This is a genomic window from Pseudomonas sp. P4795, assembly GCF_048822895.1.
Lineage (GTDB): Bacteria > Pseudomonadota > Gammaproteobacteria > Pseudomonadales > Pseudomonadaceae > Aquipseudomonas.
In genome coordinates, this window is record NZ_JBMFBT010000003.1 from 282,776 (window position 1) to 305,381 (window position 22,606).

Annotated in this window: 17 protein-coding genes; 3 read left to right on the top strand and 14 right to left on the bottom strand. The window is 59.4% G+C overall.

The window, feature by feature from the left end:
* Positions 1–58: 58 nt before the first annotated feature.
* Together ACOI8A_RS09900 and ACOI8A_RS09905 are read right to left on the bottom strand one after the other, a co-directional pair.
* Positions 59–457, bottom strand: a complete 399-nt coding sequence (locus ACOI8A_RS09900) for a DUF4440 domain-containing protein (RefSeq protein ID WP_420647704.1) — start codon at positions 455–457, stop codon at positions 59–61.
* Positions 454–1,824, bottom strand: coding sequence for an MFS transporter (locus tag ACOI8A_RS09905; RefSeq protein ID WP_420647705.1), 1,371 nt, complete (start codon positions 1,822–1,824; stop codon positions 454–456). The genes ACOI8A_RS09900 and ACOI8A_RS09905 overlap by 4 nt, the downstream gene beginning before the upstream one ends.
* Positions 1,825–1,933: 109 nt before the next feature.
* On the opposite strand from ACOI8A_RS09905, the gene ACOI8A_RS09910 reads away from it, so the two are divergent.
* Entirely contained in the window at positions 1,934–2,815 is an 882-nt protein-coding gene (locus ACOI8A_RS09910; protein WP_420647706.1) for a LysR family transcriptional regulator, read from the top strand.
* 184 nt (positions 2,816–2,999) lie between these two features.
* Positions 3,000–4,565, top strand: coding sequence for a hypothetical protein (locus tag ACOI8A_RS09915; protein ID WP_420651465.1), 1,566 nt, complete (start codon positions 3,000–3,002; stop codon positions 4,563–4,565).
* Positions 4,566–4,647: 82 nt separating this feature from the next.
* Here ACOI8A_RS09915 and ACOI8A_RS09920 read toward each other — a convergent pair whose 3' ends face one another.
* Together ACOI8A_RS09920 and ACOI8A_RS09925 are read right to left on the bottom strand one after the other, a co-directional pair.
* Complete coding sequence (locus ACOI8A_RS09920; RefSeq protein ID WP_420647708.1) at positions 4,648–5,472, bottom strand: SDR family oxidoreductase; 825 nt, start codon at positions 5,470–5,472, stop codon at positions 4,648–4,650.
* A gap of 35 nt (positions 5,473–5,507) precedes the next feature.
* Positions 5,508–5,972, bottom strand: coding sequence for a multidrug transporter (locus ACOI8A_RS09925; protein WP_420647709.1), 465 nt, complete (start codon positions 5,970–5,972; stop codon positions 5,508–5,510).
* 169 nt (positions 5,973–6,141) lie between these two features.
* On the opposite strand from ACOI8A_RS09925, the gene ACOI8A_RS09930 reads away from it, so the two are divergent.
* Entirely contained in the window at positions 6,142–8,832 is a 2,691-nt protein-coding gene (locus ACOI8A_RS09930) for an RHS repeat domain-containing protein (RefSeq protein ID WP_420647710.1), read from the top strand.
* Positions 8,833–8,905: 73 nt separating this feature from the next.
* Here the strand turns inward: ACOI8A_RS09930 and ACOI8A_RS09935 are convergent, their stop codons facing one another.
* From ACOI8A_RS09935 to ACOI8A_RS09980, 10 genes are all read right to left on the bottom strand, one after another.
* Positions 8,906–10,357, bottom strand: coding sequence for a mannose-1-phosphate guanylyltransferase/mannose-6-phosphate isomerase (locus ACOI8A_RS09935; RefSeq protein WP_420647711.1), 1,452 nt, complete (start codon positions 10,355–10,357; stop codon positions 8,906–8,908).
* A gap of 211 nt (positions 10,358–10,568) precedes the next feature.
* Positions 10,569–11,225 carry an alginate O-acetyltransferase AlgF gene (locus ACOI8A_RS09940; RefSeq protein ID WP_402808027.1) on the bottom strand — a complete coding sequence of 219 codons (657 nt, stop codon included), beginning with the start codon at positions 11,223–11,225 and terminating at the stop codon, positions 10,569–10,571.
* A gap of 14 nt (positions 11,226–11,239) precedes the next feature.
* Positions 11,240–12,415 carry an alginate O-acetyltransferase gene (locus tag ACOI8A_RS09945; RefSeq protein WP_420647712.1) on the bottom strand — a complete coding sequence of 392 codons (1,176 nt, stop codon included), beginning with the start codon at positions 12,413–12,415 and terminating at the stop codon, positions 11,240–11,242.
* Between the two features lie 10 nt (positions 12,416–12,425).
* Positions 12,426–13,991 (bottom strand): MBOAT family O-acyltransferase, encoded by a 1,566-nt coding sequence (locus ACOI8A_RS09950; protein ID WP_420647713.1) that lies wholly within the window; start codon positions 13,989–13,991, stop codon positions 12,426–12,428.
* A 338-nt stretch (positions 13,992–14,329) separates the two neighbouring features.
* Entirely contained in the window at positions 14,330–15,454 is a 1,125-nt protein-coding gene (locus ACOI8A_RS09955; protein WP_420647714.1) for a mannuronate-specific alginate lyase, read from the bottom strand.
* Positions 15,455–15,462: 8 nt separating this feature from the next.
* On the bottom strand, positions 15,463–16,914 hold the full coding sequence (locus tag ACOI8A_RS09960; protein WP_420647715.1) for an alginate O-acetyltransferase: 1,452 nt from the start codon (positions 16,912–16,914) through the stop codon (positions 15,463–15,465).
* Positions 16,915–16,924: 10 nt separating this feature from the next.
* Positions 16,925–18,496 (bottom strand): mannuronan 5-epimerase AlgG, encoded by a 1,572-nt coding sequence (algG, locus tag ACOI8A_RS09965; RefSeq protein WP_420647716.1) that lies wholly within the window; start codon positions 18,494–18,496, stop codon positions 16,925–16,927.
* Between the two features lie 26 nt (positions 18,497–18,522).
* Positions 18,523–20,010 carry an alginate export family protein gene (locus ACOI8A_RS09970; protein ID WP_420647717.1) on the bottom strand — a complete coding sequence of 496 codons (1,488 nt, stop codon included), beginning with the start codon at positions 20,008–20,010 and terminating at the stop codon, positions 18,523–18,525.
* Positions 20,007–21,413: an alginate biosynthesis TPR repeat lipoprotein AlgK gene (gene algK, locus ACOI8A_RS09975; protein ID WP_420647718.1), complete on the bottom strand. Its 1,407-nt coding sequence runs from the start codon at positions 21,411–21,413 to the stop codon at positions 20,007–20,009. Before algK ends, ACOI8A_RS09970 begins: the two co-directional genes overlap by 4 nt.
* A 9-nt stretch (positions 21,414–21,422) precedes the next feature.
* A complete protein-coding gene (locus ACOI8A_RS09980; RefSeq protein ID WP_420647719.1) occupies positions 21,423–22,592 on the bottom strand; it encodes a PilZ domain-containing protein in 1,170 nt (389 codons plus the stop codon).
* Positions 22,593–22,606 lie beyond the last annotated feature (14 nt).

Consider the following 22,606-nt stretch of genomic DNA (forward strand, 5'->3'; position numbering starts at 1 on the left):
TTTGGCGACTGCTACGCAGCCGAGCGGGAGCAAGCTCCCTCGCCACAATGGGATTGCATCAGCCCTGGCAAAATGTCTCCTGCAAATGCAGCCAGATCACGCGCCCGGAGTCGAGTTTTTCAAATACCACGGTCGAGCGCCGATCCGTATGCAACCCGCTCGCATCGGTCTGCTGCTCGCGGTAACTCACCGTCGCTCCGTGTTCATGGATGGCAATCCCGTGCAGCTCGCTGAGCTCGATCCGGAACCCGCTCTTCTTGCCTCCGGCCATTTGAAACAACGCGCGCAAGGCTTCGAAATCCAGCGCCCGACCCAGCGGCGAGACCATGCAAAAGCGTGGCGAAAAACGCGTCAGCAATCGCTCCAGTTCAGCTTCATCTTGCGCCACGGCAAACCATCGTTCGATGGCCTCGTGCGCCTGAATCACTTCGTCAAAATATTCGGTGTAGTCAGTCATGTGGATTTTTCCGGAAGGGGTGGAGAGGTCAGCAGCGCGAGCACTTTGCTCGCATCGAAACGCAGTACGGCGGCCATTGGCAACAGCGTGAGCAACGCGGCGGCGAGGAAGCAATATTTGAAACCGTTGGCGCCCAAGGCGCCGAGCAGTGAACTGAGCAGCGCCGCGCCGAGGCAGAAACCGAGCTGCCGATTGATGTTCCACAGGGCGCTGGAGTGGCCCATTTTCTCCGGCGCGATGCCGACAAACGCCAAGGTCTGCGCGGTAACGCTGCACAGACTGCCGCCCAGCCCCATCAGCGCGTAGGCAATGATCAGCGGGCCACTTGCGGGTTGTTCAATCTGCATCAGCACAACAATCCCAACGCATTGCAACAGCATGCCGGCGATCAGCAACGGTTTGGGACCGACGCGGTTGAAGCTGCGTTTGCCAAGCATGATCGCCACACCCGAGGCCGCCGCCCAGGACAGCATCAGCGCACCGGTTTGCGCTGCGCCAAAACCGAGCTCGTGCAGGTACAACACGGCAATCATGTTGGTGCCGGTGAAGATGCCGGGCACAAACAGGTAAATCAGCATCGCCAGGCGCAGTGACGGGTTCTTGATCAGTTGCAGATCAAGCACCGCACCGGGTTTGTGCCAGCCATCGCGCAGATATATCCACAGGATCACGCCGCTGAACAGCAGCACACCGCCCGCGAGATTACGAGTTGCGGCTGCGCTCGCCAGGCTCACGGCAACCAACAACAGACTCAGGGCCGACACCGCCAGCAGCAGACCGCGCCCGTCGAGTGTCGGGCGTTCGCCGGTCGGTTGGTCGGGTTGCAACCAGAGCAGGCCGAGCGCGAAAGCCAGTAACGCCATTGGCATGTTCAGGTAAAAAATCCAGCGCCATGACAATGTCTGAACGATCAACCCGCCGGCCGCTGGCGACAGCGCCGGCACCATCAGCGCCACCAGCAAAACCACGCCAGTGAAGTGCGCGCGTTGCGTCGCCGGAAACTCGCGATAGGCCAAGGCCTGACCGACCGGCAGCAGCAATCCACCGCCCAGCCCTTGCAGCAGCCGCCAGCCGATCAGGCTTTCAATCGAACCGGCCTGGGCCACCAGTCCGGACGCTACGCCGAATACCAGCAACGAAGCGAGGATCAGCCGCCGTTCGCCGACCCGCGCGGCCAGCCACACACTCAGCGGAATGATCAGTGTCAGCCCGAGCATGTAAGCGTTGGTGATCCACGCCAGTTGCGTCACCGATGCCTGCAACTGCCGGGCGATGTCCGGGTAGGCAATGCTCGCGGCGAACATGTTCAGCAAGTCGAGAGCGAACCCCAACAGATACACCAACGCGACTTTCGAGCGGTAGGCCATGGCAACTTCCCTGTGATGAGGTGTGCAGGGTAGGGCGCTTCTGATGTTAGGAAAACGCTGGTTTGGCTGTTAGTTTGTCAAAATAATTTTGACAAGGAGCGCTGCGAGCATGGTCAGCCTGGATCGTTTTGACACCTTCAAAGCGGTGGTCGAGGCCGGGTCGTTGACCGCCGCCGCCGATACGTTGGGGCAGACCCGCGCGGTGGTGAGCTTCAACCTCAAGCGGCTGGAGGAAGAGTTGGGCGTGACCTTGCTCACGCGCAACACCCGGCAGCTGGCGCTCACCGATGCCGGCGAGCGCTTCTACCGGCGCTGTTTGCGCACTCTGGACGAAGCGCGACTGGCCATCGAGGAAGCGCGCTCGGAGCACTCACAACTCAAGGGCACGCTGCGCATCACCACCACGGTGGAGTTTGCGCTGGCGCAGGTGGTGCCGGCGCTGGAAGTGTTTCGTCAGCAGCAACCGCAATTGAATATTCACTTGTCCACATCCTCGACCCATGCCGATCTGATCTCCGAACGTTTCGACATGGCGATCCGTCTGGGCCGCATGCACGACTCCAATCTGCGCGCGGTGCAGTTGTCGACGTTCGAGGTGTTTGCGGTGGCGGCGCCGGGGCTGGTCGAGCGTTTCGCGCCGGTCGACACGCTGGCGGCGCTGGAGTCGATGCCTGCGCTGGGCCATGCGCGCGTGCCGGAAATGAGCGTCACCGACCCGGCCGGCACCGAGCATTTCTATCAGCCGAAACCGGGCACCAGCGCAATCGTCGCCGACAACTCGGCAACGTTGCGTGCATTCGCGTTGACCGGGCAAGGCGTGGCGATTTTGCCGCAATGGCTGATTCAGGAGGATCTGGACGCCGGGCGGTTACAGCGCTTGCTGGTGGATTTTCGTTTTGCTCCGCAAGGGGTGTACGCGCTGTACCCGGACACCCGGCACCTGCCGCTGAAGGTGCGCGCGTTTATTGATTTCATGAAGGCTTGGGCTTGAGGTTTTTGCCGGGGCGAGGCTGGTGGCGTGCTCGCCATGACGTCAACTCGTCCTGGAAATTGTTCGCGAACTACACACCGTTTGTCGGGACTGTCAGATCTGACAGTAGGCGAATCTCGCGCTCCTGAGTTGTCATTGCGGCTCTCGCCTTGGCTGAAGCCGGGGCTCGATCAGGAGCACGGCCATGACCGATCCAACCATTCTCGCGGTGAGTTTGCCCTACTTCAAGGCTATGCAAACCACGGTGCCGAGCAGCATCTCGGCGGACTGCGGTGTAACGCTCAACACGATAGTGTCTGATCGGAACTGTGTTGTGGACCCGTTCCCTGGTGGGCGGCTCGGCCATACTCTCCGATTGCTGGTCAATGATAATGAGGTGGCTTCTGTCACATACCAGAATCCAGGTGACGAAAACACGTCTGCCTATTTCACTGTTCCGAAAGACTCGTTACGTGAGGGCTTGAACAGAATTTACTGCCAAGTCACCAGCGGCTCGCAGAATGAAGGTGAATCGGCAGTACTACGGGCATTTTTTCACCGTGTCGGCCCTGCGGAAGATCCTGATACTCAGCCCGGAGATGGCGTCAACTCTAAAATACATTTTGAAGTCGAGGACGCGGCGAAGCATGGGGTGGGACCAGAACTTGCCAAGCGAGGTGTCCTGTTTTACGTTTTTTACCCACGATTGAGACCCTTCGACATCATTTCCTTTTTCCTCGGAAATCATGTTTTCAAATATGAGGTGAGCGAACAGGATGCTGCGCAGGTCCGTCCCGATAACCCATTGGAAATTCGGTTGTCCGAGGCGGATTTTATCGCCGCCGGTGACGGCGTGATCGGATGCTCGTGTGGCCCGAGGGATTGGATAGGTAATACGGCATCGCCTGAGCCTTACTCTCGTGAAATCTCACTGTTCGTCAATCTGCGCGGAGCGTGGCTGGATGCCCCGGTAATCTCACCTCTTACAGCGACAGGCGACGTGGACCTGGGGCAACTTCAGGGACGACCGGTCACTTCCAAAACCCACGCCAGATCGCCGCAATGGACATCGGGCGATACTCAGAAAACTGTTTGCACTTACACGGATGCAGCAGGCGAAGATGTGGTGCTGGTGGTTGATCAAGTAATAAACCAAGTACCTGATTTTCCACAAGAAAATCTGTCCAACAGCTATTTCGCCGGGGCGAAGGATCGTCAGGTTTCGATATATTATAAACAGCTGCGAAATGGCATTGAACTAGCCCGCTCTCTTGCTTCAATTGTAGGGGTTGTTGGGGACTTTCAACCAGTCGAGGATTTTGAAGGCCTGCCTGAAATAAAACTCAGCGGGGTAGGTGACTCTTTTCTCTCAAAGATGTTTAAAGTTACGGTGGTGGCGCTTCCATACGATACCAGTTATTTGCATTTGTTTGCCGCCGAGGGGCATTCGCATGTCCGAGGCAAGCAACTATATTCTTATATTGGATATAACGGTGAGAAGTATTTAATTTACGATTTAGAGCTTCTTCAAGGTGCGGCTAGTAGAGTTGAGTTCTGGATGCGGCTTGGCAATATTACTGATCTCGCTCAGCATATGTACGTGTATTTTATCGGGAGCACTGGTGGAGTACTTCATTCGATACGATACGATGTCAGTACTTCCGACTATGATCGGGAAGTAAAGTTTGATTCTGGGCTGTTGTCTGGAATTCACAGTGTGAGAATTTTAACTAATGGGCAGTTTGTAGTTGATCATTTTGTCCGCAGTTGATTTGCTTGTTCCTTAATTAAAATACTGTGAGGAAATCAAAGCCATCCCCACAAGTCCACTGCCGATGATTCTAATACGTCGATTACAGCGGCTTAACAAGTCCGAACCGCCTCATCAACGCCGACTCCAGCAAGCCTTTGGGCAGCAGCGTCGCCAACAACGGCAACGCCCGGCTGCCGTTACCGATCCGGATCATCCGTGGCGGCTTGTTCTGTTGCACGGCTTTGAGCAACTCGGCAGCAAACTCACGCGTCGGCGTCGGTTTGTCTTGCGACGCCTTGGCCCGTGCCCGAATGCCCTCGCGCAACGGAAACCACGGTGATTGTTCGTTGATCAACTGCTCGGCTTCATGCCCGGCATTCTTGGCGAAACTCGATTCAATCGCCCCCGGCTGCACCTCCATCACGCGAATGCCGAACGGCGCCAGCTCCATGCGCAATGCATCGCTCAGCGCATGCACCGCCGCTTTCGACGCGCAATACGCGCCCGCGAACGGCGTGACCAGAACCCCGGAAACGCTGCCGATATTCACCACTAAACCCTTCGCCCGGCGCAGCACCGGGAACAGCGCGCGCGTCACGCCGACAATCGAGAAAACGTTGGTTTCAAACTGTCGCTGCATCGCCGCAACTCCACCGTCGAGCAGCGGCCCCATCGCGCCATAACCGGCGTTGTTGATCAGTACATCGAGGCCGCCATGCTGCTGATTGATCCGTTCACCCAACAACTCCAGTGCCGTGCCGTCATTGACGTCGAGCTGCACCGCGGTGAATCCCGCTGCATTGAGTGCGGCGACATCTTCAGCCTTGCGTGCACTGGCCCAGACTTCATAACCAGCGGTTTTGAACGCATCGGCCAGGGCACGGCCGATGCCGCTGGAACAACCGGTAATCAACGCAACGGGCATGGCGCATTCCTTGTGCAAACGTGTGAGGAAGGGGATCAGTCGGAGAAACTACCCTGCAAGCGCTCGGCGCGAAACTCCAGGGTTTGCGGGCGATAACCGGGGCGTAGCGGCGGCAGCGGCAAACAGTCTTCCCAATTGCCGCCGGCCTGCAATTCGCCGGGGCCGCGATAGCGCGGGGCAGTGTATTGATTGTCGGCCAGATTGACCGTGTCGCCCGGCGCGTAGGCGGCGATGCGCCAACGCAGTTCAGTCAGCGGCACGTCGTTGCCATTATTCATTTTAAGTTGCAGCGGACGATCCGCCGGGCACTGCTCCGGGGCATAACTGATGCGCAGCTCAAGGCGCGCCAGTTGCTTGACCTCGCGATTGTCCAGCCACACCACCCACATCGCCACCAACCCCAACCCGACGGCGGCCGCCATTGAAACCGGCAAGGCTTTGGCCGGGTAGCGCAGCAACAGGATCAGCCAGGTGATGATCAGCAAGACGCCGATGAACATGTTGGAACGCTCCTTGAACTCGTGACGACCATCCTACCTAAGGGCCGCGGGAATGGACATTCGCAGATATCGAATCACCGTTGGTCGGGACTGTAATTTCTGACAGGCGCCAATTCCCTATCTGCCGGTGTAGAAGCATTGAAGCGAGGAATTTTTCCAGGAAGCGGTGATGCACTTCAACACTCCCAAGCTGACAGTCGTTGACCCGCGCGGCTTGCCGATTCGCTCGGTCGAATACTGGCGTGCGATTGAGGGGGCACCTGTCGAGCCACGGGTCGAACGCACCTGCCACGATGCTGCCGGGCGTCCGGTGCAGCGGTGGGACGCTCGGTTGTGGGCGTTGCAGGCGGGTGATCCCGCCACGCCGCCGAATCAGCAAACGGTGTATTCGTTGGACGCAGCAGCACTGTGCACCGTGAGTGTCGACGCCGGGGCGCAATTCAGTCTGTATGGTCTGGGCGGGGAGCTGCGGTCGGGTTTCGACAGTCGTGAGACGGTGGTGGAAATTCAATATGATCCCTCCCTGCGCCCGGTTGCGGTATTCGAACAAGGCGTCGGGCAGCCTCGTGGCTGTGTCGAGCGGTTTACCTACGGCGCTCCTGGTGTGGGTGATCAGCAGCGCAATCAGTATGGTCAGTTGATCGATCACTACGACACGGCGGGTCAAATGCGTTTCGACGCATTCGCGCTCGGCGGGCAGTGCACTGAAAACACTCGTCGTTTCACAAGCGCTTCGAGTGCACCCGACTGGCCGCAACTGCCAGCCGAACGTGAGCGGCTGTTGGAAGCTCCACCAGGTGCGACGACGCAATGGCGTTACGGCGCCCTGGGCGATGTGCTTGAGCAGACGGATGCCAAGGGCAACCGTCAGTCCTTCTCCCAGACCGTTGATGGTCACTTGCGCGAATCTCGCCTGCAACCGAAGGGCCAACCTGAAAAAACAGTGGTCAGTGCGATCGAGTACAACGCCTATGGCGATGTCGAGCGCGAAACTGCAGGCAACGGCGTGCAGACCAGGCTGAGCTACCGTGCTGCAGACGGGCGTCTGATATCGCGCGAGGACAAGCACAGTGGTGCGGTTCTGCAGCATTTGATCTACGCCTATGACCGCATGGGCAGTGTCTTGAGCATCGAAGACAAGGCGCTGCCCATCCGTTACTTCGCCAGCCAGCGCATTGATCCGGTCAGCCGCTTTGACTACGACAGTCTGTATCAACTGATCCACGCATTCGGCTGGGAAGCGGGGAGCGTCAGTCAGGGGCCGCAATCGATCGGTCGTGCTGATCCGGCGGCCATCGGCAACTATCAGCAGACCTTCGATTACGACGCGGCCGGTAATTTATTGAAGCTGACCCACGTCGGGCCGCAAAGCCACGGGCGCAAGTTGCAGGCCGCGCGCTACAGCAATCGCTGCTTGCCCTGGGAAGGTGATGTGCCGCCAAGCGAAGCGCAAATCGCTGCCGCTTATGACCGCCGGGGCAACTTGCTGGAAATCGATAAAGGTCGCTCGTTACGCTGGAATTTACGCAATCAACTGCAATCGGTCAGCCCGGTGGAGCGCGCCTCCGGCCTCGACGACAGCGAACTCTATGTCTACGACGGCAGTGGCCAGCGCGTGCGCAAGATTCGCTCACTGCACACCAACGCCCGCGCGGTGACAGCTGAAGTGCGCTACCTGCCTGGTGGTCTGGAACTGCGCAGCGACACTGGGACCGGTGAAAGGCTTCAGGTCGTCAATATCGAAGGTGCTCTGAACACTATTCGGGTGTTGGTTTGGGACAGTCCACCGCCAATGGGTAATCATCAATATCGCTACTGTTGCGCTGATCATCTGGGGTCGGTCAGCCTGGAAACGGCCGATGATGGCACGATCATCAACCGGGAAACATTCCACCCATTCGGCACATCAGCCTGGCAGGACGGCGAGCTCAGCTACAAATTCGTGCGCTACTCGGGCAAGGAGCGTGATGCCACCGGGCTTTATTACTACGGTTTTCGTTACTACATCCCATCGCTTCAACGTTGGGCCAGTACGGATCCGGCGGGGTTTGTCGACGGGTACAACTTGTACGCCATGGTGAACAATAATCCGGTGACGTTTCACGATGCCAACGGTCTCCAGATCACTGGCAAATACGAGATTGAAGTTGGCATCAAGAATCGTCTGAAATTCATGGCTGCGACGCTTGCCAGCAGGATTGGCGTCTTCAAGGAAGAAACGGGCAAGTTCAAAGACGTCAGTGATTTCGAAGTGGTGGAGGTGGGCGCTTACAACGATTACCTGGTGGGCGGGGACGAGTTGAAACAGGAGTTGCTTCATTACAAGCAACGCTACAAGCAACTGGCCAGTGAAGAGTCTGTACCGAGACCCGCAGGTGAACCTTCGAACTTCGCGCTGGGGGCAAACATCTCAAGCTATATGTTGCGCAGCGCAAACGACAAATACTTCGACGACACCAGTATCGATCCGGAACAACGACATCCCGATTTCCTGGTCGAACGGCGGTTCTTTGTGGTCATGAACAAAGCCGACAAAAACCGGTTGCCGGGGCAGCGGCAAATTTATGGCATGTCGGAGTTGAATACGTTTACCGAGAAAGGCAAGACCGAAGTGGACGTGGTGCAGGTGGTTGTCCACCCTGAAACCCAGCCGGGAGGAAAACTGACAAATCAGCTTTCCCCCAAACCAGCCGGGGCGCAATTGCCTTTGTTGCGGGGCGTGGGTACGTTTCTCACGGTACATTCCGTCAATGCAATATCGAAGGGCACCCAGGTCAAAAAAATCAAGACCGAGGCGGTGAATCCACGCTCTGCGAGGATCGCGAAGAAGTTCGACGCCAAGCTTGTCAGCAATCGATAAAAAGCCCCCGCCCAACCCGCTGCGGATAGGGAACGCAGCGGGCTGGGCGAGGGCTTGTTGTGTTACTGAACGCTTACTGCGCGATGGTTTTCACCGACACGCCGCGCTCGAGCGGGGTGGAACGACCGTAGATATCTTCAAAACGCTCGATATCGTCTTCGCCCAGGTACGAGCCCGACTGCACTTCGATGATTTCCAGCGGGATCTTGCCCGGGTTGCGCAGGCGGTGCACCGAAGCAATCGGGATGTAGGTCGACTGGTTTTCGCAGAGCAGGAACACGTTGTCATCGCAGGTCACTTCGGCGGTGCCGCTGACCACGATCCAGTGTTCGGCGCGGTGGTGGTGCATTTGCAGCGACAGGCACGCGCCCGGTTTGACCGAGATGTGCTTGACCTGGAAGCGCCCGCCCATGTCTACCGAATCGTAGGAGCCCCACGGACGATAGACTTCGCAGTGGTTCTGGGTTTCGCTGCGGCCCTGCTCGTTGAGCGTGTTGACCATCTGCTTCACGCCTTGGACCGAGTCCTTGTGCGCGATCATCATCGCGTCCTTGGTTTCGACCACCACGATGTTTTCCAGACCGATCACCGACACCAGTTTGCCGTTGCCGTGGATCATGCAGTTCTTGCTGTCCTGGATCACCACATCGCCTTTGCTGACGTTGCCGTTGGCGTCTTTCTCGTTGACCTCCCACAGCGACGCCCAGCAACCGACGTCGCTCCAGCCGGCAGTCAGCGGCACAACACAGGCGCGCTGGGTTTTTTCCATGACGGAGTAGTCGATGGAGTTGTCCGGGCAGCAGGCGAAAGTCGCTTCGTCCAGCGTCACGGTGTCGGCATCTTGCTCGCTGCGTTCCAGGGTCAGCAGGCAGGTGTCGTAGATGTCCGGATCGTGCTTTTTCAGTTCTTCGAGGAAGCGGCTGGCGCGGAACAGGAACATGCCGCTGTTCCAGTAGTAACCGCCGGACTCGACGTATTCGGTGGCGCGTTTGACGTCAGGCTTTTCGACGAAGTGCGAGACGCGGCTGACGCCTTCCGGCAGCAGCGAGTCTGCGGTGGATTTGATGTAACCGTAACCGGTTTCCGGTTTGGTAGCAGGTACGCCGAACAGCACCATCTCGCCGTTTTCGGCGGCGACGGTGGCCAGGGCCAGCGCACGTTGCAGGGCTTTCTGATCTTCCAGCACGTGGTCGGCTGGCAGCACCAGCATCAGTTCATCACGACCTTCGTTGACCAGCATCATCGCGGTCAGCGCCACGGCTGGCGCGGTGTTGCGGCCGAACGGTTCCATCAGGATGCGCTGGGTTTCCAGTTTGCGGCTGGCCAGTTGCTCGTTGACGATGAAGCGGTGGTCCTTGTTGCAGACCACGATCGGCGTATCCATGCCTTCGAACACCAAGCGTTCCAGGGTTTGCTGGAACAGCGTGTGTTCGCCGGTCAGGGCGAGGAATTGCTTAGGGAATTGTTTACGCGAAAGCGGCCAAAGACGTGAGCCGCTACCACCTGACAAAATCACCGGAATCATATTGTTACTCCATAAAATCGATTGGTTAGAGGCACGAACGCTGTGTCGTTTCACTCTTGTTTTTGTCACATATCCGAACTCTCACCTCGGTCCCTGTGGGAGCCTGGCTTGCCAGCGATGGCATCACCTCGATGTATCTGCAGAACCGAGGTGTCTGCATCGCTGGCAAGCCAGCTCCCACAGGAAGCCGGGTCAGTTCTGGAAAAATTGGTTAGCGGGTCGACACCGGGCGTTTCACCCAGACTGGCGACAGGCTGCTGCCGGAGCCGGTGACGTACAGCACTGCTGCCTCACCGCGCTCCAGGGCAACCGGCTTCACGTCGCCGACTTTCTTGTCGCCTTCGTACAGCGCGAGACTGACTTTCACCGGGTTGATTTCACGTTCGCCACGACCCTTGGCCGCCACGGTCTTGACCACTTCAGTCTTGCCGTCGGCAGTCTTCAGGGTCAGCGGTTTATCGGTGAGGTTCTGCACGCGCACCAAAGATTTCTGCTTGTTCTTGAACGGCGGTTCTTCGATCAGTTGTGGCGCGCCGGAAGCGTTGTTGACCAGGGTGTAGTAGTGGTCACCGGCGAGTTTCACCGGCAGCGTCTGGCTGCCGACTTTGGCGCTGTAATCGCCACCCGGCATGAAGCTGAAGTCACTGCTGGCCAATGGCGCAACGTCGCTCAGGTTGGTGCTGCCCACGGTGGCGCTGACTTCAGCGTTGCTGGCGTTGTAGATGCGCACGAAGCTCGAACCTTTTGGCGCGGTCGGGCCGTACAGGGCAGCGTCGCCACCGGCGAATGCGGGTACGGAAAGCACGCTGAGGCCAGCAACCAGTGCGAAGCTTTTAGCGAGACGGCGAGGAGTAGTAGTGAAAGTCATGGTGTACCTCTCTTTCAGTTTTGCGCCCGGTCGGGCGTCTCGGATTTAGTGTTTGCAGCTACGTTTTGTTGGCGTGCGCCGGCTTGTTTAAGCTCTGCGACCCACTGCGGGTCGGCGTCACCGATTTCGTTGTTCACAGGCAGATAACGTTCAGGGAACTCCCAGATCAGCACCTGTGGCGGGCTGTTCTTGAAGTCATCGCTTTTCAGATAGCTGAGCATCGGCAGAATCGGGCCGTGGCCGTCTTCGGCGTAATTGACCACGTCGCTGTGCAGCGCTTGCTTGAGCGCACCGACGAAGTTCCAGTTCGGGTTGGCGCTGTAGCTGGTGCCGATCAGTGCGACCGGTACTTCGCTGTTGGCGAACAGGGCGTCGTCCCCGGCAGGCTGATCGCCGGCCGCCACGGTGTTGCGCTTTTGCAGTGGCTCAGGCGCCGGCATCAGGTTTTCGAACAGCGGATCGAGCGGCAGGAACAGACGCAGGTCGCCCTTGTGCGTGACCTTCTCCGCTGGCGTGGTGACGAAGCGCTGCGGTTCGCCGCTGAGCGGGAATTTTTCAGCGATGGTCTTGGCCAGGGTGTTGGCGGCGATCTCCGCGCCTTCCGGCGTCCAGTGCGTGTCGGTGCGCAGGAACACTTGCTGACCGTTTTCTTTAGCCTGCTGGAATGGCTTGAGCAGATCAGGCGCAAGGATCTTGTCCGCCGCGACCCGGGCGTGGAAATCCTCGTAAAGGTTGGCGTGGATGCTCGCCGGTTTCACCTCACCCAAGTGTTCCGGGTACAGGCGAACCTTGGCCGGCACAATCGCCATCACCAGTTTCACGCCTTTCTCTTTCAGGGTCTGGCGCACACCTTCGACCAGTGCGTAGTTGCCTTGCAGGTTGAGCTCTTCGTTGACGATCGGGTTGAATTCCTCATCGCTGTACAACCACTGATCGCGACCGAGCACGACGCCCGGACGACCTTCGTTGAACAGTTTGAAATCCAGCGCGGCCCAGAGATTGGTGCCCAGACGCTTGATCGGGAATTCGTCGTCGTAATGGGTTTCCACGGCTTTGCTCCAGCGACCGTTAAGCACGGTCGCGTCGGCGGTGGTGCTGAAGCCGAAGAAGCTGCGCACCGACCACACACCGAGCACCAGCAGGGTCACCAGAAACAGCGCGATGTAGAAAATGCGTAATGAGCGGGTCATGTCAGATCCCTCAGAACTGGAAGTAAAGGAACGGCGAGAAGCTTTGCGCCGAGAGTTTGAGAATCGAGGCAATGAACAGCAGCAGAATCGCTGCGCGCATTGCGTAGCGCGACCAGTCCGCCGTCCAGTACGCCGGTTGCACCTGGGCGTCGACGCCAACGATGTAGCCGGGTTCGTGGATGCTCGCCGGGTTGTCGCCGGGCACCGCTTTGATCATTCCAGGGGTCGCAGTCGCAGGGCCATCGGCCGCGACGTTGACGTCTGGCTTGACCTTGGCCGGTGGCTGATTGGTGTACAGATCACGCAGGCCGAAGAACGCCAGCGTCACGTAGGCCACCACCAGCGTCGCGACTTGCAGGCCGGTGAGGCTGGCCTGATTGAGCTCCGACAGCGACCATTCGCCGAAGCTGAACATCGCGCCGTACATGCGACCGGCAACGTGCAGGTTTTCTGCGCGGAAGATCACCCAGCCCATCACCACCAGCAGGAACGTCAGTGCCCAGCGGATCGGGTTGAGGCTGCGCGGTGAGGTGTTCAGGCCCAGCGCTTTTTCAATCGCCAGCCACATGCCGTGCCAAGCGCCCCAGACGATGTAAGTGATGTTCGCGCCGTGCCACAGACCACCAAACAGCATGGTCAGGAACAGGTTGCGATAGGTCATCAACGTGCCTTTGCGGTTACCGCCTAGGGTGATGTACAGGTAGTCACGCAGCCAGGTGGACAGGCTGATGTGCCAGCGCCGCCAGAACTCGGTGATCGACTGGCTGATGTACGGCTGTTTGAAGTTTTCCATGAAGCGGAAACCCATAATCAAGCCCAGACCAATCGCCATGTCGCTGTAGCCGGAGAAGTCGAAATACAGTTGCGCGGTGTACGCCAGCGCGCCCAGCCAGGCATCGCCGGTAGTCGGGTTTTGCAGGGCGAAGCAATGGTCAGCGACCACCGCCAGGGTGTCGGCAATGAACACCTTTTTGATAAAACCCTGCATGAACCGCGTGCAGCCCTCGGAGAACTTGTCGAGGGTGTGCGTGCGGTTGTTGAACTGGTCGGCGAGGTCGCGGAAGCGCAACACCGGGCCGGCGATCAGGTGCGGGAAGATCGCCACGAACGCTGCGAAGTCAATCAGGTTGCGCGTGGCCGGGGTGTCGCCGCGATACACGTCGATGATGTAGCTGATCGATTCGAAGATGTAGAACGAGATACCGATCGGCAACAGCACATGGGTCAGGATGAACGGCGACAGACCGACCGAAGTCATCATCGCGTTGATGCTGTCGACGCCGAAGTTGGCGTACTTGAAGTAGCCGAGGATGCACAGATCCACTGCCACGCCGAGCAACAGCCAGCGCTGGGCCGGTTTGGTTCTGACCCCGGCGGCGCCGACTTTCAGGCCGATCCAGTAGTTCCACAACGTCACAGCGGCGAACAGCGCCAGGAAGTCCACCCGCCACCACGCATAGAACACGTAGCTGGCGAGCAACAGCAGCAGATTGCGATAACGAATCCCGCTCAGGTAGTACATGCCGAGAAAGATCGGCAAGAACAGAAACAGGAACACGTTGGATGAAAATACCATCCCGATCTCTCCAGTTTTAACCAACAGTCAAGGGCCAAAGCCCCCCCAAACCCCCCGTGGTAGTGGAGGGGGTGCAACGGTGTTTCTTCGAAGGTTGCGGGTGGCCTTGCGACCGCGCCCCTCACCCCCCGCCCTCTCCCGGAGGGAGAGGGAGCCTGATCTCCATGGTTTTCAGAAAAGGAGATCGACTCGGTATTTCTGTGCAGCCTGGGGAGCCTGATCTTGGGTGTTTTCAACGCCTGAGATCGGCTCGGTATTTCAGGTTGGCGGATTTCGCACATCCACCTCGGTCAGTCCCCTCTCCCTCCGGGAGAGGGTTAGGGTGAGGGGCTTTTGATTCATGAGCCTTTGTCGCCCTTTTCATGGGACGGGTCGTAGACCTTGGTCAGATCCCCGCCAAGCCGGAAGGTCTTGAACGGCTGCATCTCGCGCTTCTTCTCGATCACATCCGCCGGGCAGGTGTAGAGGGTGCAGAACGGTTCGAGCCAGGCGAATTTGGAGTCAACCTTGAGGTCGTCCATGTCCTGTTTTTTGCCGTTCTTTTCTTCAAAGGCATCAGGATCTTTCACCCCGGCCAACACCCGGTCACCGAGACGTTTCAGCGCGCCATTGTTTTCCTGACGCAGATCCACACCATTGACCTGCGCAAAACTGGCGATCATCGCCAGCGGCGGCAGGGCGTAGTTGTGGTAGGCGAGGGCACGTTGCTGGCGCTTGAGCTCGTTGGGCAGGAAGCCGTCGGCGTCGACTTGATTGACGCCGACCTTGTATTCCTTCACCGACCAGTCGAACAGGTCGCGACGGTTGGTGGCGATAGAAGTTGCCATCACCGACCAGGCGGCCCAGTACGAGTGGTTGTTGGTTTTTTCCAGCGGCAGGTTGTCCCAGTCGCTGACCACTTGATCGGCCATCTTACTGAACCATGCCTCGATCAACTGCGCTTGCTGCTGATGTTGGGCCAGCGGATGCGAGTCGGAGAACTTCAGACGAATGTACGAAGAGGCCATGCTGCCCAGCGCCCATTTGCGCATCGATTTGCCGGTGTGGTTGAAGTCCTTGGACATCAGCGCGTCAGCCTTGGCCCACGCGGTCAGCCAGTTGAGCGTGCATTCGAGCTGCTCCGGGCGACCGTCGCGCATGAACTGCATCACGCGTTTGGCGGTGCCGCGTTCCAGCGTGGTGATGTCTTTGGTGGTGTCGCGGAAGGCTTTTTCCGACTGCACGTTCAGGGTCGAACGGGCCTTGTCCGAACCTTCGTATTTGCTGCGAAATTGCAGCGGGCCGGTGTACGGCGTCGGCAGCGCATCGCAGCCTTCGCTGTGATCGCCAGTCTTGAATTTTTCAACAGGCGCGAAGTAGCCCTGAGGCGGACGCAGTGGCGCGGCGGCCTGCGTGGCCCCGGCGAACATCGCCAGGCTGAGCAGCGTTGGCGCCAACAAGGATTTCAATTTCGGATTTCGCATAGCAGACCTCATTGCCCGGCCTGAGCGGTTTGTTGCCCAGCGCCCGGGAATACGTTGCGTTTGCAGATTTTCGCTTCGACTTTCTGTGGCGCGGCACCCGCTTCCGGGCCCTGGACTTCGACCGCCAGCAGATTTTGCGAGGCCCAGTCTTCGTCCGTGCGCAACTCAAAGGCGAAACGACCGTCGGTATCGGAGGTTTCCGGTTTCTCGATCTTGATGTCCTCGTGGCGACCGTTCATGTACCAGAGGGTGGCTTGCAGGGTTTTCACCGAGGGATCGGCGAAGCGGATGTCGACCTGATGGCTGCTGTTCTGCAGGTTCAGGTTTTTGCTGTTGACCAGCAGTTCTTGTTTGCTGCCCGGCTTGAGCGTGGTGCTGCCGGTCATCTGTGCTTCTTTGCCTTCGCAACCGTTATCCAGCAGCGCCATCATCTGGCGGTAGATGGTTTCCTGGTCGAGGCGATACAGCGGCGAGAATTCCCAGATGAGAATTTTCGGTGGGGTTTTCTGGAATTCGTCGCTGCCCAGATACTGCAACATCGAACCTTCCAGACCACCGCCGGGGAACGCGACGTTGAGGATGTCGGCGCCGATGGCTTCCTCAAGGAAACCGGCGAAGTTGTAGTTCTTGCCGCTGTGCGAGGTGCCGACCAGGGTGATTTGTGGATTGCCGGAATCACCGAACAGGTCGCCGTCGCCCGCTTCGCCTTTCGGTTCGGTGGTGAACTGGTCCATGTACTGGATCGCGTAACTGGTGCCGCACAGTTGCCCGGCCATGTTGTGCAGGGTGCCGGTCTTGCCCATGCGCCCGGAGCGCTTGGTCTCGAATTCACGCTTGGTGATGTCGGCGAAAGCCGGGATCTGCTTGACCTTCTCGGCGACGATTTTCGCCGTGCGCTGGGCGCCGTATGGCGTCCAGTGCTGGTCGCCACGGAAGTAGAAATCGTGGGCGGGCAGGGTGTCCGGCAGCGACTCGTTGGTCAGCGGCGACAGGTCCGGCACCACATAGCCCATCTGCGCGAAACGGCCGAGCATGGTCTTGTAGTTCTTCAGTGCCTTGTCGTAATCGAACGCGGCTTTTTCCTGCGGGTTGAGCTTGTTGCGATTCACCAGACCCCGGGTCGGCTGATACACGATCACCAGCTCGACGCCTTTGCTCTTGAATGCATCGTGCAACTGCTGCAGGCGCTTGTAGCCGGCCGGGGTGGTGTTGAACTCGGTGCGCAAATCTTCCTGCGTCCGGAATAACCAGTCGCCTTGCGCCTGCACCAGCGTGGTGAAGTTCTGCTGATAACGCGTTGTGTAGTTCTTCGCGTCATGCGCTTCAGGACACAGATTGCAGCACGGCTCGGCAGTGAATTGCGGAGCTTTGACTTCGTCCGCGCGGGCGCCGTTGCTGGCCGCCAGAATGCCCACGGTCATGGCCGACAGGCTGAGTAATTTGATCAAGTGTGGGTGCATAAAATTATCCTCAGTCCTGCATTTCGGTCTGGCGTTCGACAGGGTCGATCAGCACGGCTTTCTGCTGGCGCACCAACAGGTCAAGAATTTCATCCTGGCGCTCGCCGAGGATGCCGTTGAAGCTGATGCCGCTGGATTTGGTCGGCGCCAGCATCGATACGCGATACAGCTCGACGCTCAACGGCGAATCGATCGACAGCGGGCCGCTGCCGTTGGCCGCCAGTTCGCCGCCAACCACGATCAGCGACACCTGGGCGTCGAACGGATCGAGCTTGATGTCACGGTCGGTGTCGCTCAGATCCTTGATGTGGCCGTAGACGCCGGTCAGCCCATTGGCCATGGCGATGTTTTCGTACAGGCGAATGTTCACGCTGTTACGAATGCGGATGCCGTGGCGTTTGTTGCTGATGACCTTGTTGCCCCACAGCAGATTGTCGGCAGACTCGTAGAGGGTGATGCCGTCGGTGTGGTTCTGGTAGATCTCGTTGTAGGCGATGATGTTGTTGACGCTGTTACGGTCGATCACCAGGCCCGAGAGTTTGTTGTCGTAGCTTTTGTTGTTGAAGATAAAGCTGTCGTTCACCTCACGGGAAATGATGATCCCGTGTTTTTTCTTGGTGCCGTGGACGGTGTTCTCGGCAATGATCAGCCCGTGCGAGCGGTCGTGCGGGTCGATGCCGTAAACGATGTTGTCTTTGTAGGTATTGCCCTTGACCACGAAGTCGCGGGTCTCGTAGCAGTAGAAGCCGTACCACATGTCCGAGAACTCGGAACCGACGATCCAGCCTGTCGGCTCGGGACGCTTGAGCACCTTGGCCATGTTCGGCGTGTACTGGGAAATACTCACGCCGTAAGACTTACTGTTGGCGTAACCGAAACTGGCCATCTTGCTGTTGACGATGTAAGTCTCGGTGCCGCCCCAGGCCAGCAGGAACGGACGGAATTCTTTCGGCGAACGGAAAGTCGCCGGGCCGTTTTCCTTCTCGCGCCAGCCAGTGATTTTGGTATCACGCACGAACAACTGACCGTCGTTGACCAGGAACGAACCGGCCTCTTGCGACAGGCGCAACTCCTGAGTCTGACCGTCGATTTCGAGGATGCCTTTACGGCCGACCACGATCGGCAGCTTCGACAGATACACGCCCGGCGCAGTTTCGCTGAAGTACTGCTTGGGCAGTTTCTGCGCCAGTTCCTTGAGGTTCATGTAGCCGTCGTCGACGAAGATCGCCTGCGGGATGCCGTGCTGACGCACCACCCATTCGGCCATCTTGTTGTCGCCGCCGATGAAGTCCTTCAGGGCGTCTTCCTGCATCATTCGCCGTACGCTGACCTTGCCCGCTTTGCTGCGGACGATTTTCGCGGCAGCGGCTTCGGCGGTGTAGCCGGAGATGTCCGGCAGTTTCGGTGCGGCCAGATTTAGCGCCTCGGTCGGCGCGCTGCTGACGGTGTAGGTCTTGGCTTGTTGCAGCTCTTTCGCGGTGGTCACCGGTTTCGCCGGCTCCACTGTGGCGAAGGCGCCGGCCGAGGCCAGCAGCATCGCGCCGGCCAGCAGGCTGAGTGAGCCTTTGCGGGCACTGTTCATGTCGGGCACTCCCTTGGCGGTCAGCATCAGAAGCGCCAGATCACGTCGACGAACGCGCGGTGCATGTACGAATCGACTTGCTTGCCGTAGGCATCGCCGGGCTTGAACACGCCGCCACGGAAACGCACCAGCGCCGACGGCTCATCGATCGACTGGCTCAACGCCGCCGGCAACAGGCCTTGCTTGAAGTACTTGGTGACGACCAGATCCATCTCCTGACCCAGATCCTTGTTGCCATCTTCCAGCGGCAACGAAGTGCTGGAGAGGATCGCGCCAGTGCCGTCGTCGGTGTTGTTCTCGACCGCGTTGATGCCGTTGCTGCCGACCGGCTTGTTGCCGTCGACACGCCAGAACTTGTGGTAGATCAGGCTGGCGTCGTACTCGTCGTTGAGCATCCACGAACCGAACAAGGTCGCGGTCTGCATGTTGTTCATTTCGCCACGGAACGCTTCGCCGAAACGGTGTACTCGTGAACGCGTACCGGTGTAGTTCGAGCGGTTGCTTTCCAGACCGGTCTGTTCGTAATCAGCGCTGGCGCGGGCATAGGCTGCGCCGACCTGCCATTGCGGATCGAGGCGCAGACGCACGCCGATGTCGGTGGCCCAGCCGTTGACGTCATCGCTGCGCTTGGCTTGCGCCGGGCGGCTGCCATCGGCATTCAGCGCGTTGACCGTGTCACGGTCGCCACTCATGCCGGTGATGCTGCCCCAGTAGTTGACGGTGTTGGTGTTGCGCCAGTTATAGGCGTCGCTGTCGGCGGTCAGGCCGAGCCAGCTGATGTCGCCATTCTCTTTCTTGTCCAGCGAATCGCCGGCAACGCCCGGTTCCGGATAGTCGAGTTTGCCGTCATCGTGGGTGTGGTGACCGCGAATGCCGACCCAGTTGCCCGGTGTCCACTGGTAAGCCGCATCGGCGTAGGCGTGCAGGCGATCCTTGTCTTTCGGGGCCAGCTCTTTCAAGTCGGTGCGGTATTCGCTGAAGCGTTCGGCGACACCGGCGTTGGCGCGCAGCAGGGTGGTGTCGAAGGTCCAGTTCAGCGCTTCGATGTTGCTGTCGCGCCATTGGCCGTCGTCATTGCGCAGGCGCTGGCGACCGAGCTTGAGCATTTCGCCCGGGTAAGGAGTGAGGCCGCTGTAGCCAACCCAGAATTCGCGCATGGCCAAGTAGTTTTTCTTGGTTTTGCGATCACCGTTGTCGGTGGTCTGGGTGGCGTCGCTGTCGGATTGCTGGAGGGTGTCGGTTTCGATGATGTCGGTCGAGGTCACGGCCTGGCCCATGGCGTAGGCGCTCCACGCACCGCTCTCGCCGTAGACCCATGGACGCAGGTCGAGGCCGACGCCGTTGACGTCGCCGCCGCTGGCAGTACCCAGATCACGGTCGTCTTCGGACTGGCCGGTGACCTTCACTTCGAGGCCGAAGTTTTTGCTTTCAGTCATCGCGGCGAGTGTCGGGCAGGACCAGATCAGCGCGAAAGTCAGGCCAATGCCGGCCTTCACGAATGGATTCAGTTTCATAGTTTTTCCTCGCCGTCTTCTTCTTGCAGGGCGTGCAGTTGCAGCGTGTTCTGGTTCAGCGCGCCACGGCTGGCCTGCTCTTGTTGCAGCAGGCGCCGGGCTTCGGCCAGACGCTCGGGCGGCAGTTGGGCGGCGAGGGTGGTCGCCAGCTCATCCGCCTGCGGAGTGTTTTGCGCTTTGGCCAATTGGCTGAATACATAAGCGTTGAGCGGGTCGGGCTTGGTGCCCTTGCCTTGGGAGAACAACTGGGCGATGGCGAAATCGGCGCTGTTCTGGCCGTTGCGCGCGGCGGTCAGCAGATGGTCGAGCGCCTTCTGCGGATAGACCTTACCCAGGTAACCACGGCGATAGATCTGGCCGAGGTAGTAGTCGGCGGCGACTTCACGGCCGACAGCTTTCTGGAAATGTTCCTCGGCGACCTTGGCATCGGCCGGGACCATTTTGCCTTCGTAGTAGAGCTTGCCGAGCAACAGTTCGGCGCGCGGCTGGTCGGCGGCGCGGCCGTTTTCCAGGTACTTCATCATCTGCTCGACGTCACCCAGTTCCGGGTAGTCGTAAAGCAATTGCGCGAGGGTGACCCAGGATGCCGGGTAGCCCGGAGCGATTGGCTCGAGCAGCGACTGCGCGGTTTTTTCGTCGGTCTTGCCCAGGGTCGAATCGGCCAGGACGCGGGCGACGCTGTCGACGCGCTGAGCACTGACCGTGCCACGGCTGTGACCCGCCTGCATCTGCTTGATCAACTCCGCCTGTTGCTCGGGCTGGGCACGTTTCTGATAGACCGTGGCCAGTTCGACGTAGCAGATGTCAGTGCTGTTGAGCGCGGCTTTGCAGATCTTTTCCACGTCATCCAGATGCTGGTCGTAAGTGCCTTGAGTGCGATACAGCAGCACTTGCGCCAGGCCCGCTTCCGGATAACCGGATTTGCGCCACTGGTCGATCTGCTGCTGGGCATTGATGTTCGGGAAGCTGTGCGGGTATTGCAGATAGAGCATCGCCAGCGGGATCAGCGTGTTGCCTTCGCCGTTAGCGGCAGCTTTCTTCAGCAGGCTCTCAGCTTCCTGATGCTCGGCCTCGGTCGAGCCTGGCTTGGCCACCAGCAAGCGCCCGAGACGCGCCTGAGCACGCGGCGACACGCTGGCCGCCGCGCGGTAGGTGGCTTCGGCCTGTTTCATTTGCGCCGGGTCGCGGCTGTCGACCTGAATGTCGGCCAGACCGACCTGGGCTTCGCTGTAGCCCAGATCCGCCAGTTGCCGATAATTCTGCGCCGCAGTTGCGGTGTCGCCGCGCTTGAGCGCTTCGTTGGCCAGACGCTGGTCGGGCAGGCCGGCGCAACCGGCCAAGGCAATTGCCATGGCCAGGGTCAGCGGAACCGGCAGGATTCTGATTGGGCTAGTCACAGGCATGTCCTCGACTTAAAGACCGGAAGCCATGGCTTTGTCGATCAGCCAGTTCAGGTTCGGGCCACGGTCGCTGTTCACTTCCACCGGGCGGCCGGCGAGGCTGCTGTCGAGCGGCTCGTCAGGCTGGATCTGCACGCGGATATCGGAGGACAGGTCGGCGCTTTTCAGGCTGGTGCTGCTGACGATCTTGCCGGTGCGGGTTTGATCTTCGCCGGCGATCTGGAAACTGACGTGAGTGCCCGGACGCACATCGCTGAACTGGCGATAGGAGAAGCGCGCCTCAACGGTGGCCTGAGTGTTGCGCGGCACCAGTTGGAAAATCACATCACCTTTGCTCGCGTATTGACCGTCAGCCACCAGTTGCTGAGCCACGGTGCAATCGCACGGCGAGGTCAGGGTGCCGGTCATTTGCTTGCCGAACAGCTCTTCAACCTTGGCCGGGGCCAGTTGATCTTCTTCCAGATGGCCCTTGAGTATGTCGAGCATGCTGGTGCTGAAGGTCGCCAGCGGTGCGCCTTTGGCGGCAACGCCGTCAGCCTTGACCAGACTCTGCACAGTGCCGTCGCGCGGCATGGTGATGTTCATCCCCGGCACGCTGACCAGACCGGCCTGCGCATGGCTGACGAAGTACATGCCGTACACCGATTTGGCGATGAAACCGAACGCCACCAGACCGACCACGAAAATACCGGCGCTAAAGGTCACAGCTTTCAGACGCCCGAACGGGGTCATGCCGTGGCCACCGTCCTTGACCTTGCGCGCCTTGGTGAAATTGTCACGCTGCAGGGTCGCGAGCACTTCGCCGATGCTGACGATGTCGCCGGCCAGGTGCGAAGTGATCAGGTGGCGCAGGGTCGAAATATCTTGCTGGTCGAGGTTCTGGAACTGGCAACCGACACGCCCGGTCTGGCGGTCGAAGGAGCGCACTTGCAGCTCGACATCCATGGCCAGGCCGAGGTTGTCGATGACGAATTGCAGGCGTGCCTTGTGCACCTCGCCGATGGTCAGCGGCATCTGCCCGGCGTTGAACGCCAGGCCACCGGCGGACAGATCCAGCACGCGGGTTTCCAACGGCGTCCGGTCAGGTCCGAAGAAACGCAGCTTGGCCGGGATTTTCACGCGGGCGTGTTGGCGCTGGGCTTCGGATTCATGCACTACGTTGGCGTTGACGGCGGTATTCATATTGGCGATTTCCT

Bases quoted from the DNA above. Each gene is read 5' to 3' on its own strand.
- ACOI8A_RS09915 (WP_420651465.1), top strand. From the start codon at position 3,000: ATGACCGATCCAACCATTCTCGCGGTGAGTTTGCCCTACTTCAAGGCT.
- ACOI8A_RS09940 (WP_402808027.1), bottom strand. From the start codon at position 11,225: ATGACTTTCACTACTACTCCTCGCCGTCTCGCTAAAAGCTTCGCACTG.
- ACOI8A_RS09960 (WP_420647715.1), bottom strand. From the start codon at position 16,914: ATGCACCCACACTTGATCAAATTACTCAGCCTGTCGGCCATGACCGTG.
- ACOI8A_RS09910 (WP_420647706.1), top strand. From the start codon at position 1,934: ATGGTCAGCCTGGATCGTTTTGACACCTTCAAAGCGGTGGTCGAGGCC.
- ACOI8A_RS09905 (WP_420647705.1), bottom strand. From the start codon at position 1,824: ATGGCCTACCGCTCGAAAGTCGCGTTGGTGTATCTGTTGGGGTTCGCT.
- ACOI8A_RS09980 (WP_420647719.1), bottom strand. From the start codon at position 22,592: ATGAATACCGCCGTCAACGCCAACGTAGTGCATGAATCCGAAGCCCAG.
- ACOI8A_RS09920 (WP_420647708.1), bottom strand. From the start codon at position 5,472: ATGCCCGTTGCGTTGATTACCGGTTGTTCCAGCGGCATCGGCCGTGCC.
- ACOI8A_RS09945 (WP_420647712.1), bottom strand. From the start codon at position 12,415: ATGACCCGCTCATTACGCATTTTCTACATCGCGCTGTTTCTGGTGACC.
- ACOI8A_RS09930 (WP_420647710.1), top strand. From the start codon at position 6,142: ATGCACTTCAACACTCCCAAGCTGACAGTCGTTGACCCGCGCGGCTTG.
- algG (WP_420647716.1), bottom strand. From the start codon at position 18,496: ATGAACAGTGCCCGCAAAGGCTCACTCAGCCTGCTGGCCGGCGCGATG.
- ACOI8A_RS09900 (WP_420647704.1), bottom strand. From the start codon at position 457: ATGACTGACTACACCGAATATTTTGACGAAGTGATTCAGGCGCACGAG.
- algK (WP_420647718.1), bottom strand. From the start codon at position 21,413: ATGCCTGTGACTAGCCCAATCAGAATCCTGCCGGTTCCGCTGACCCTG.
- ACOI8A_RS09935 (WP_420647711.1), bottom strand. From the start codon at position 10,357: ATGATTCCGGTGATTTTGTCAGGTGGTAGCGGCTCACGTCTTTGGCCG.
- ACOI8A_RS09950 (WP_420647713.1), bottom strand. From the start codon at position 13,991: ATGGTATTTTCATCCAACGTGTTCCTGTTTCTGTTCTTGCCGATCTTT.
- ACOI8A_RS09925 (WP_420647709.1), bottom strand. From the start codon at position 5,972: ATGTTCATCGGCGTCTTGCTGATCATCACCTGGCTGATCCTGTTGCTG.
- ACOI8A_RS09970 (WP_420647717.1), bottom strand. From the start codon at position 20,010: ATGAAACTGAATCCATTCGTGAAGGCCGGCATTGGCCTGACTTTCGCG.
- ACOI8A_RS09955 (WP_420647714.1), bottom strand. From the start codon at position 15,454: ATGCGAAATCCGAAATTGAAATCCTTGTTGGCGCCAACGCTGCTCAGC.